This is a genomic window from Arthrobacter sp. BGA-UO-ETr-C19 (assembly GCF_059568005.1).
Genome location: NZ_JCAQPC010000024.1, coordinates 252,800 through 262,869, shown reverse-complemented (window position 1 = coordinate 262,869; position 10,070 = coordinate 252,800). Strand labels below are relative to the sequence as shown.

Annotated in this window: 12 protein-coding genes; 8 read left to right on the top strand and 4 right to left on the bottom strand. The window is 65.7% G+C overall.

What is annotated here, in order from left to right; all coding sequences use genetic code 11:
- Window positions 1-107: 107 nt before the first annotated feature.
- Complete coding sequence (locus tag AC57BR_RS20150) at window positions 108-818, top strand: GntR family transcriptional regulator (protein ID WP_496363815.1); 711 nt, start codon at window positions 108-110, stop codon at window positions 816-818.
- A 13-nt stretch (window positions 819-831) separates the two neighbouring features.
- On the opposite strand, the gene AC57BR_RS20145 is transcribed toward AC57BR_RS20150, so the two are convergent.
- A complete protein-coding gene (locus AC57BR_RS20145; protein WP_496363813.1) occupies window positions 832-1,323 on the bottom strand; it encodes a DUF3592 domain-containing protein in 492 nt (163 codons plus the stop codon).
- A gap of 43 nt (window positions 1,324-1,366) precedes the next feature.
- On the bottom strand, window positions 1,367-2,167 hold the full coding sequence (locus AC57BR_RS20140) for a helix-turn-helix domain-containing protein (protein ID WP_496363811.1): 801 nt from the start codon (window positions 2,165-2,167) through the stop codon (window positions 1,367-1,369).
- A gap of 65 nt (window positions 2,168-2,232) precedes the next feature.
- Here AC57BR_RS20140 and AC57BR_RS20135 point away from each other — a divergent pair, with 65 nt between their 5' ends.
- The gene (locus tag AC57BR_RS20135) at window positions 2,233-2,745 is read left to right on the top strand and encodes a VOC family protein (protein ID WP_496363809.1); all 513 of its coding nucleotides are present in this window, start codon (window positions 2,233-2,235) and stop codon (window positions 2,743-2,745) included.
- Window positions 2,746-2,783: 38 nt separating this feature from the next.
- Here the strand turns inward: AC57BR_RS20135 and AC57BR_RS20130 are convergent, their stop codons facing one another.
- On the bottom strand, window positions 2,784-3,899 hold the full coding sequence (locus AC57BR_RS20130; RefSeq protein ID WP_496363807.1) for an EAL domain-containing protein: 1,116 nt from the start codon (window positions 3,897-3,899) through the stop codon (window positions 2,784-2,786).
- A gap of 145 nt (window positions 3,900-4,044) precedes the next feature.
- Here AC57BR_RS20130 and AC57BR_RS20125 point away from each other — a divergent pair, with 145 nt between their 5' ends.
- The 4 genes from AC57BR_RS20125 (at window position 4,045) to AC57BR_RS20110 (ending at window position 6,437) form a co-directional block, all read left to right on the top strand.
- Window positions 4,045-4,446: a YidH family protein gene (locus tag AC57BR_RS20125; protein ID WP_496363806.1), complete on the top strand. Its 402-nt coding sequence runs from the start codon at window positions 4,045-4,047 to the stop codon at window positions 4,444-4,446.
- A gap of 3 nt (window positions 4,447-4,449) precedes the next feature.
- Entirely contained in the window at window positions 4,450-4,803 is a 354-nt protein-coding gene (locus tag AC57BR_RS20120) for a DUF202 domain-containing protein (RefSeq protein ID WP_496363804.1), read from the top strand.
- Between the two features lie 219 nt (window positions 4,804-5,022).
- Entirely contained in the window at window positions 5,023-5,244 is a 222-nt protein-coding gene (locus AC57BR_RS20115; protein WP_496363802.1) for a helix-turn-helix transcriptional regulator, read from the top strand.
- A complete protein-coding gene (locus AC57BR_RS20110) occupies window positions 5,244-6,437 on the top strand; it encodes a type II toxin-antitoxin system HipA family toxin (protein WP_496363800.1) in 1,194 nt (397 codons plus the stop codon). Before AC57BR_RS20115 ends, AC57BR_RS20110 begins: the two co-directional genes overlap by 1 nt.
- A 30-nt stretch (window positions 6,438-6,467) precedes the next feature.
- Here AC57BR_RS20110 and AC57BR_RS20105 read toward each other — a convergent pair whose 3' ends face one another.
- Window positions 6,468-7,490 (bottom strand): LacI family DNA-binding transcriptional regulator, encoded by a 1,023-nt coding sequence (locus AC57BR_RS20105; RefSeq protein ID WP_496363798.1) that lies wholly within the window; start codon window positions 7,488-7,490, stop codon window positions 6,468-6,470.
- A gap of 165 nt (window positions 7,491-7,655) precedes the next feature.
- Between AC57BR_RS20105 and AC57BR_RS20100 the strand changes: the two genes are divergently transcribed.
- The gene (locus AC57BR_RS20100; protein WP_496363796.1) at window positions 7,656-8,591 is read left to right on the top strand and encodes a dihydrodipicolinate synthase family protein; all 936 of its coding nucleotides are present in this window, start codon (window positions 7,656-7,658) and stop codon (window positions 8,589-8,591) included.
- A 116-nt stretch (window positions 8,592-8,707) separates the two neighbouring features.
- On the top strand, window positions 8,708-10,006 hold the full coding sequence (locus AC57BR_RS20095; protein ID WP_496363794.1) for an Nramp family divalent metal transporter: 1,299 nt from the start codon (window positions 8,708-8,710) through the stop codon (window positions 10,004-10,006).
- Window positions 10,007-10,070: the final 64 nt, after the last annotated feature.

The following is a 10,070-nucleotide window of genomic DNA, read 5'->3' as shown; positions in this document are numbered from 1 at the left end:
GAGTCGTCGATTCTCACGGTCGGGACGTTCTTGACCTCAGCCAAAGAAATGCACATGCTAGCGTGCCAGTCGCCCGTGAAAGGATGACGATGCGTGATACTGGACTTATGGCACCTACATCGTCATCCCTGAATCAGCGTTCCACCGGCACCGGCGGACGGCTTCTCGGACGCATCTACGAAGCCATCCAAAACCGACTGCTTGAAGGCGAATATCCGGCCGGGACAAAGCTGTCCGTAGAGGCTATCCGCGCTGAATTCGGCGTGAGTAAACAGCCAGTCATGGAGGCGCTCCGCCTGCTCTCCGCCGACGGACTGGTCGAAATTTTCCCGCAGATCGGCTGCGTCGTAACTAAATACTCCCTGGAAGAGGTCGAGGACTTCTTCCGGATGTTCGCCGGCTTCGAATCGGTCATCGCGGCCGCCGCCGCACAACGTCGCACCGACGAGCATTTGGACGAGCTGTACCTGGCTGCCCGCAGGATGGACCGGCTCAACAGCGAGCCCGACGCCGATGTCCGGGCGCGCCAGTACCGAATCCAGAACCGGAACTTCCACGAGATCATCCACCGCATGGCTCATTCACGCGTCATGAACAATATGAGCCGCCGCATGTGGGACCTTAGCGACTTCCTCATCAACACCACGGGCGCTCCCCAGCCGTTCGGCACAGCGATTACCGAACGTAACGAAGACCATGGCCGCATCATCAAGGCGCTCGAAGCCGGCGACTCCGAGGCTGCAAAAAGGGAGATGGAACAGCACATACTCTCCACAGCGACCATCATCCAGCAAGCCAGGACGACGCCGGCATCCTGAGGTTAAGCCGCGGCTAGCCAAGCCTGTTTCTGCGTCTCTTGCCCCGCTTCGAAAACACGAGGATGAGAACGATGGGGATGAAAATCATGGCCAGGATAGTGCCAATGCCCCGGACCATGATGCCGCCGCTCTCGTAGCCCAGCACGACTGCCCGGCCGGGCTCCTGCTCGCGGTACGCCACCGTGACTTCCTCGCCCTCCGTCGGGCGCTGGTCGTGGTCCACGGTGACCGAGGTGAAGCGGACCGTTCCGTCCGCGGAGGTGTACCTCACCCTGATGTCCCTCTGCGAAGCCCTCCTGGCGTCGTTGAAGTCAACGACGGTTCCGGTGGTATGCACACCCGTCCGCGCGATCTCGTCATCCGCATCAACCATCCGGGAACCGGCACCGATCATCACCGGCCCCACCAGGACCATGGCAAGGGCCAGCGCCACGTGCAGGGCACGGCTCAGCAGTGTTTGGGGCTTGCGGTTTACGGCGGCATCCGGGGAACTCACGGCGCCCATTCTGCCGGATGACCGGGGCTGAAACCCATCCGGACTGACAGGCTCAATCAACGGATCCGCCGGCAACCGCCCGCCGGTACGTGCTCGGAGTGAAACCCAGGTACTTCTGAAAGTCGTTCGTCAGGTGTGCGTGGTCGGCATACCCAAGCTCGGCAGCTATCGCAGACAAATCAGCTGAAGGATCCAGCCGCGTCCGCTCGGCAGCGTCCTGAAGCCTTCGACGGCGGATCAGCGCGGCAGGGCTGAGGCCGATGTACTTCCTGGCCACGCGCTGCAAGGTCCGCTGCGACACCGCCAGCGCGGACGCCGCGTCCTCGACACGGACTACCGAGGCATCCGAACCAGTGAGGTCCATCAACCGGTTGGCCAGCAACGCCTCCTCGGACACAGCGGACCCGGCAACGCAGGCCAGCCACCCCGCAAAGGCATCCACTGCCCGCTCACGGCGAGTATCGCCGTCGTGCGTGTTCATGACCTCCGAGACGGAACGGTGCGGACCTTCCGCGTCCACCCCCATCTCCGTGTCCCGCAGGCCGGAGGGATCGTCGGTGAACAGCGGCACGGCCGCCGGCCGCAGCAGAGCGCCGACCGCCCAGCCCCGTCCGGCCAGGTCCCGATGGGCGGTCCGGGTAGTCGGTCCGGAGAAGACCACGCCATCGGGCTGCACCACGAGGTTGGAGCCGGGGTACGCGATCAGGTGCTGGCGGGATGTGCGGCCGGGCTCGATGTCCCACTCGGGAATCCAGAACCACTGGACCAGGCCCGCCACGGAGGCTGGCGGCGGGAGGCGGTGAAAACTGGGAAGCCGGGCCGGGTAAAGGATCCCCTTGAACGAACTTTCCATCGGTCCCCTCAGAATGTCGCGAATCTCCAAGCGCCGCCGCTGGCGGGGCACGTAGCGTCATGGACATGACAGATACTACAAGCACCGAATCAGCGACCGCCGCCCACGGAGAGCACACCACCCACGGGATTCCGAACGGCCTGACGAGCCTCACGCCGTTCCTCGCCGTGACCAGCGCCAGGGAAGCCATCGCCTTCTACCAGGACGTGTTCGGCGCCCGCGTAGTCGGCGCCACGGAGATGCGCGCAGTAGTGGTCCACGCAGAACTCGACTTCGGGAACGGCCACCTCCAGCTCGGCGAACCCAACCCCGAATACCACCTGGTTCCGGCGCCGGAGGGTGAAAACGACTGCTACTCCCTGGGCCTCTACTGCCCAAACGCAGACACCCTCGTGCAGCGCGCGGAACAGGCCGGAGCCACAATCCGCGAGCCCCTAACTACCTTCGTCTCAGGCGACCGGTACGCCAGCATCCGGGACCCCTTCGGCGTCCGCTGGTCCATCATGACCCGCGTGGAAGACCTCTCCGAAGAGGAAAGCAACCGCCGGGTCGAAGAATGGGCGGCGCAGCAGGGCTAACGCTGGCGGCAGCAGGGCTAACGCTGGCGGCAGCAGGGCTAACGCTGCCCGCCGTCCGGCTGTGGCGGCCGTCTCGCCGTGTGCCGCCCGTGCGGGTTTGGGACTGCCGTGGCGGGACCGGCCCAGGTGGCCCACTCCTTGACGTCAATCGTGGGCATTCCCAGGAAGTGGCCCTGGCCGGCGGCCACGGCCAGCCGGCTGAGGACCGCAAGTTCGGCGGCGGTTTCGATTCCGACGGCGGCCAGCGCCGCCCCGGTCTGCCGTGCGTATTCGACAAGGTCGGCCACCAGGTACTGGCGGCTGGGATCGGCGTCGATCCCCGCAACCAGGCCGCGGCCGATTTTGATGAGATCCGGCCGAAGGGAACGGATGTGGCGCATGGAGGCGGCGTCCGTTCCGGCTTCATCGAGCGCCAGCCCCATGCCGGAACTGCGCAGCGGCCCCAGGACATCCAGCAGGGGGTCCAACTCGCCGGACTGAAGCGGCTCGGTGAGTTCCAGCATGATCCGGGACGGTTCCAGGGGTGCGTGTTCCAGGAATGCAGGCAGCCGGGGATCGAGGCATACGGCCGGGGAGATGTTCAAGGCGACCACCAGATGGGGTGGCAGATCCTGCGCGGCGGCCACAGCCGCCTGCAGCGCTGAGAACTCAAGGTCCGCGCCCAGCCCGACGGCGGCGGCGTTCTTGAACCAGGAACCTGCACCGCTGCCGTCCTCCTCCCAGAGGAACCGCGTCAGGGCTTCCGCCCCGATGACGCCGCTGCGGCCGAGATCGTGGATCGGCTGGAACGCCGTGACCAGCATGCCGCCATGCAGGATCGCCTCGATGGCCGCCTGTCCGTTGCCGGGGACACTGATCTGTTCCCCGGCAGGATGCCGATGAACATCCTGTTTGTTGGGATGTGGCCTTTTGTTGGCTTGCCGGGTCAGGGAGCGCGTGAAGACCAGGTGCTCATGGAGTGCCGCCTCGGGATTCCCTGGATGCGCTGCCACATGTTCCCTAAGCCGCTCCCGGACCTCGGCCCCTTCCGGATCGGTGCCGGCCAGGACCGCCTCGATGATCTCGTAGGCCTGCTCCCGCACCAGCGGGACCTCAGTGCCGGGCGGGCTGTCACCGGGCTGGCCGTCATCGTCGGGGAACCGGGTGTTGTCCAATGGGCACTCCTCTGGTTCCGGGCAGCTGGCCGCTGGCTGGACTTCCTGCCTCTGGATGCATCATAAGCGCGGGGAAGCCGCCTTGACACGCCTGTGACAGAAATTTCACGGACCTGTAAACAACTGCACTGGCTAGACTGTGACCGTGCCGTCCACCCCGCCTCCCCCGCCAGGCCCCGACTCCCGCAGAAGCAGGTTCGCCGAAAAGCTCCTGCCCGGCGGCACCGAGCCGGACCCGCGGTTCACCCTGGCCAACGAACGCACATTCCTGGCGTGGATCCGCACTTCCCTGGCGCTCCTCGCAGGCGGCATTGCGGTGGAAGCCTTCACCACCGATGTCTTCCCGGAGCCCATCCGCCGCGGGCTGGCAGTCCTGCTTCTTCTGCTGGGCATGCTGCTCAGCGCCGGCTCCGCAGTGCGCTGGCTCCGTGTGGAAGCCAGCCTCCGCTCCAACCGTCCCCTGCCGCTGCCCCTGATCGGTCCGCTGCTCGCCGCCGGCTGCGCCGTCGCGGCGGCGGTGGTGATCGCCGTCGTCGTTCTGGCCTGAACCGTGGACAAAGACCCGGCCACCGCTCCCCTGCCCGGTGACGGCCCGCTCGACGGCGACCCGGGGCTGCAGCCCGAGCGCACCGCGCTCGCCTGGGGCCGGACGGTCCTGACGCTGATTGCCGCGAGCGCGGTGTGCCTGCGCTGGCTCCCGGACCAGGGACCGTTTGTCCTCACGATGTTTGGCCTCACCGTCGCCGCAGGGAGCGGCATCTACTTTACGCAGCGGCGGCGCTACCAGCGCGGCGTGGAGGGAATCCGGGCCGGGCAGATGGCGCCGGACATCGCGGCCGTCTTCTGGACCGCCGGAGCCTGCGTTGCCCTCGGGGCGTTGGGCGTCTGGCTGGTGCTGAGCTGAGCCGCCGGGCCGGGGCACGCACGAGAGCGCGAACGCACAGTCAAGCCCCGGCCGCATTGGACGGGGGCGGTTTCGGCGTTTCCGGCAGCATTCTGCCGATACGGGCCCCAAACGTGCGCCAGTAACCAGCCCAGAGTCGAAAGCGGCAACATGTTGCCGAAAGGGCCGAAATGGGCAAGACTGTGATTCAGAAAGGCCGGAAACGGCAACATGATGCCGATGGAAGCGGGCTTGGTAGTGGCGGAAGGAGACGTGCAGGGCATCGGGAGGTCAGTTCGTGTGGCCCGTAAGGAAGCAGGCCTAAAGCAGAGCGACCTGGCCGATCTGGCCGGTGTCTCAGAGCGCACCGTCCGGGCCATCGAGACGGGCTCGGGCAACCCCACGCTGGCAGCTGTCGTATCTGTCGCGAACGTACTCGGTCTGCACGTGGCGGCCGCCTGATGGCGGGTGACCTGCAGCGACTGCGCTTCCTCCCGGCTGCCGACGTCTACAAGCAGGGGGAACTGGCCGGCAGGCTGGCCAGGACCGAGAACGGCGGTACGGAATTTACATATTTCCCGGATTACCTGAGGGCAGGGCTGCCCGGCATCGCCACCACACTGCCGCCGGCAGCGGCGCCTATTGTCACCCACGGTGGCGGCCTGCCTGCGTTCTTCGCAGGCCTGCTGCCCGAAGGTCACCGGCTGACCGTACTGAAGAACGCCGCGAAGACCAGCCTCGACGATGAGCTGACGCTGATCATGGCCGTCGGCGCCGACGTGCCGGGCGACGTGCAGATCGTCCCGGCAGGCGAAGCGCCGGCCGAGCCGGAACCCCTGGCGGATACGACGGATCCGGCGGCACTGGACTTCGCAGTCCTCGCCGAAGCGCTCGACCTGCACGGACTGCCCGGCGTTCAGCCCAAAGTCAGCGCTTCCATGCTGTCCGCACCCCTGGCTTTGGGAAGTGGCCGATACATTCTGAAAATGAACCCGCCCACCCACGCCAGCCTCATCCAAAACGAAGCGGTCCATCTGGCTGCAGCCAGGGTGCTGAAGATCCCCGTCGCGACCGCCACCGTCGTCCAGGACAAGAACGGGTTGTCCGGCCTACTCGTCACACGCTTCGACCGGGTCACTGACGGCGGGCGGTGGATGCACCTGCCCTCCGAGGACGGGGCACAGGTGTTGGGACTGCCGCCGGCATCAAAGTACAACATGGCGGCCGAAGAAGTCGTCGCAGCCCTGGCCCGGGTATCCAAGGCCCCGGCGGTGGCCGCCCGGAACCTGTACCTGCAGTTCCTGTTCGCCTGGCTGACCGGCAACGGGGACCTGCATGCCAAGAACGTTTCCGTCCTGGGCGGCCGGCAGGGCGGTTACGTCGTCGCACCGGTCTACGACGTGCCCTGCACGCTCATCTATGGCGACGTCACCATGGCACTGCCGGTCGCGGGAACATCGAAGAACCTGAGGGCACGGCACTGGGCCGAGTTCGCGGCCGAGATCGGCCTGCCGCAGAGGGCCGCCGCCTCGGCCAACGCCGTCGCCCTGAAAGCCGCAACCTCGGTGGATCTCGAAGCGCTGCCGTTCCACGGGTCCCCGCTGAACCGGGCCCTAAAGGAATTGCGCCACCGCCGGGCGGAACTAACCGGTTAGATGCCTTCCGGCTGACCGGGGCCCAAAGAGCTACGTCCGACCCCTGGGGTGGCCGCTTGATTCACGGGGGATGAGCGTAGGCATAGACCTGCTCACCCGCGGCTCTTTGTCGGGATCAATAATGAGATCGATGGCGGTCCTGGCTATTTGGGCAAGGGGAGTCCGGACAGAAGTCAGCGGGGTAGGAAGACGGGATGACAGAGGGATGTCGTTGTACCCGACCAGCGACAAGTCCCCGCCGATGCTCAGCCTGTGGCGGTGCGCAGCGGCCATGATGCCCATCGCAAGGTTGTCATTCGCCGCGAAAATCGCGGTGGGGCGTTCCCCGGCGCCCCCACCAAGCAGGGCATCGCCGGCGGCGAAGCCGTTCTCTATGCCGTAGCCACCTGCGATGCTCCAGTTGTCCGGGAGTTCAATGCCGGCTTCATGCATGGCCCTTCGGGCACCATTCAAACGTGCGTTCGCAGTTGACGTGAACGACGGCCCGGTAACGACCGCGATGTCCCGGTGCCCGAGGTCGATGAGGTGGCGGACGGCCAGGTAGCCGCCCACTTCGTCGTCACCGAGAGCCGAAGGGCTGACGCCGTCGGTACGGAGCACCAGAACGTGGGCCACCCTGCGTTCACGCAGGAGCCGGGGCAGCTCGTCATCGAGGCGGGCGGTGGCCAGGATGAGGCCGTCCACGTTGCGGTCCAGCAGCGTTTCAGCAGCGCGGCGCTCGTCGTCGGGCTCGTCACCGCTGGTGGCAACCATGGCGAAGTAGCCCCGGTCCGCGGCTGCCCGTTCGAGTTCTTCGAACATCAGGGCCATCACAGTGTCGCTCAGGCGCGGCACCAGGACACCCAAGGTCCGCGTCTCGCCCCGGCGCAGGCTCGATGCGAACGAGTTCCGGCGGTAGCCGAGCTCCTCCGCGACCTTGCGGACGTGCGCGGCCGTGGCGGACCTGGAGACTGTGCCGCGTTCGTCGAGGGCGCGGCTGGCGGTGGAAATGCTCACTCCGCTTGCCGCAGCAACGTCCCTCAATGTGACGGTCGCGGCGGCGCTGGGTTCCATGGCAATGCTCCTCTGCAGGGTTGTCCTGAAAGACACTCTATTTCCTCGCGGATGAAAACGTTCCCTTGACAGTGAGCTGGACCACGTTGCAGAATGAAAACGTTCCCGCAAACGTTCTCAGAAAAGCGGGACTGCCGACCATCAAAGAAGACATGAGGTAGTGAAATGACCATCGATCTCCGCGGGCTGGTCCCCGCCCCTGTCACCCCCTTCAACCGCGACGGCAGCGTCGACGTCGACGCAATCCACCGCCTGGGCGGCTGGCTGGCCAGCGTTGAGGGAGTCAAAGGCCTGGTTGTGCTCGGCCACGCCGGTGAAGGCACCTTTCTGACCCAGGATGAGCAGGCGCTCGTGATTCGCGAGTTCAAGAACGCCGTCAACGGCGAGATCCCGATCATTGCAGGCATCACCGGTGAGGGAAACACTGTGGCCGCACTCGAGGCCAAGCGAGCTGTTGAAGCCGGCGCTTCGGCAGGCCTGGTGTACCCGTCCCATGGCTGGCTCCGGTTCGGGTACCAGAAAGGTGCCCCGCAGACCCGGTACAAGGAGATCTACGAGACGTCCGGCCTGCCGCTGATCCTGTTCCAGTACCCGGATGCCACGAAGGCGACCTATGACCTGGAGACCCAGCTGGAAATCGCCGGCCAGGAAGGCGTGTTCGCCACCAAGAACGGCGTCCGCAACATGAAGCGCTGGGACACCGAAATTCCGGTACTCCGCGAAACCTACCCGGACCTGCAGATCCTGACCTGCCACGACGAGTACCTGCTGCACACCATGTTCGACGTTGATGGGGCCCTGGTGGGCTACGGCGGACTCGCCCCGGAACCGCTGGTGGAACTGATCGCGGCCGGCAAGGCCAAGGACTACGCGGCAGCCCGCGCCATCCACGACCGGCTCCTGCCCGTCACCAAGAACGTGTACCACCGCGGATCGCACATGGAGGGCACCGTCGCCCTCAAGGAAGGCCTCGTTGCCCGCGGCATCCTGGAGCACTCCACGGTCCGCCCGCCGCTGCTGCCCCTCGCCGAAGGCGCCGGCGCGGAAATCGCCGCAGCCCTGCAGTTCGCCAACCTTGGAAGTGTTACCGCTACCGTCTGATCCCTATGGATTCTTACGGGTGGCGGGCCTGACGCCCGCCACCCGTACCCAGGCTTTCGATCTCCACCCGGTCAACCATGACCCCCAGCAGTGCCGCTGTAGAAGGAGGACTCGCCATGAGCGAGCACAATAGGACCATTACACATCCCGCACAGAGGGAATCCCAGATGGCCGCCCCGCAAATAGACCCCTCGCCGGCAACGAAGGGAAAACGCCGGACGTTTCTTGGCTACCTTGCCCTCATGGGCCCCGCCTTCGTGGTGGGAGCCTGGCAGTTCGGCCCGGGCAACCTCACCACCGCCGTGCAGGCCGGCAGCCGCTACGACTACACGCTGGTGTGGGTCATTGCGGTCTCCACCATCCTCATGATTTTCTTCACCGACATGAGCGTCCGGCTCGGCATAGCCACACCGTCTTCCCTGATCACCTCAATCAAGGAACACCTGGGCAGGCCAGTGGGCGTGCTGGCCGGAGCCGGCGTCTTTGGCATCACACTGATGTTCTCCGTAGGCAACGCCGTCGGCTCCGGGCTTGGTCTCTCCCTGGTCTTCGGCGGATCACCGGTCCTCTGGACCGTTGCCTGCACAGCCGCCGTCGCCTTCGTCCTCGCCTTCCGCAACGTCTACGGCATTATCGAGAAGGCACTCCTGGTCATCGTCGCGCTCATGGCCGTCGCATTCGTCGCCAGCGCTGTGGTCGCCCAACCGGACTGGTATCGCGCCCTCGAAGGGTCCGTACCCACCCTCCCGGCGGGCAGCGAAATTCTCATCGTCGCCTTGGTAGGAACAAACTTCTCCATCAACGCCGCGTTCTACACGTCCTACGGCATTAAGGAGAACAAGCGCACCCGTGCTGACTACCGGGACATCACACTTGTAGACACCATCCCCGGCATTGTCGCGCCCGGTATCATGACCGCCCTCGTCATCCTTGTTGCCGCCGCGGTCCTTGGCAAGACCGGCGGGGACGCCGCGTCCATCGGAGCCTTGGCATCCATCTTCGAACCCCTGGCCGGGCCCGTCGGATCCATGCTCTTCGCACTGGGCCTCTCCGGCGCCGCCTTCTCTTCCATGATCGCCAACGCCACGGCAGGCGGCACCATGTTCTCCGATGCCATGGGCCGAGGCGCGAACGCAGGCTCACCCGCAGCCCGCATCATCACTGGCGTCATCCTCGCCTTCGGACTCGTCGTCACTCTCTCATTCCAGGCGTCACCGGTCGGCCTGATCGTCATCGCTCAATCCCTGACCGTGCTCATCGCCCCTTTGCTCGGGGTCCTGCTGTTCATCATGAGCAACAAGACGGCGGTGATGGGCGATCTGCGCAACAAATGGTGGCAGAACCTGTTTGGAATCATTGGCATGGCGGCCATTGTGGCCTCATCCATCCGGCTCATCACCACCCTCATCGGATAGGTTCACAGCAGATCAGCTGCAGCGAAGCGGTGCCCCCTCTCATCGAGGGGCACCGCTTCGCTGC

Excerpts from the sequence above, each read along its gene's own strand:
- AC57BR_RS20135 (WP_496363809.1), top strand. The coding sequence starts at position 2,233 with ATGACAGATACTACAAGCACCGAATCAGCGACCGCCGCCCACGGAGAG.
- AC57BR_RS20095 (WP_496363794.1), top strand. The coding sequence starts at position 8,708 with ATGAGCGAGCACAATAGGACCATTACACATCCCGCACAGAGGGAATCC.
- AC57BR_RS20115 (WP_496363802.1), top strand. The coding sequence starts at position 5,023 with ATGGAAGCGGGCTTGGTAGTGGCGGAAGGAGACGTGCAGGGCATCGGG.
- AC57BR_RS20140 (WP_496363811.1), bottom strand. The coding sequence starts at position 2,167 with ATGGAAAGTTCGTTCAAGGGGATCCTTTACCCGGCCCGGCTTCCCAGT.
- AC57BR_RS20110 (WP_496363800.1), top strand. The coding sequence starts at position 5,244 with ATGGCGGGTGACCTGCAGCGACTGCGCTTCCTCCCGGCTGCCGACGTC.
- AC57BR_RS20145 (WP_496363813.1), bottom strand. The coding sequence starts at position 1,323 with ATGGGCGCCGTGAGTTCCCCGGATGCCGCCGTAAACCGCAAGCCCCAA.
- AC57BR_RS20150 (WP_496363815.1), top strand. The coding sequence starts at position 108 with ATGGCACCTACATCGTCATCCCTGAATCAGCGTTCCACCGGCACCGGC.
- AC57BR_RS20105 (WP_496363798.1), bottom strand. The coding sequence starts at position 7,490 with ATGGAACCCAGCGCCGCCGCGACCGTCACATTGAGGGACGTTGCTGCG.
- AC57BR_RS20100 (WP_496363796.1), top strand. The coding sequence starts at position 7,656 with ATGACCATCGATCTCCGCGGGCTGGTCCCCGCCCCTGTCACCCCCTTC.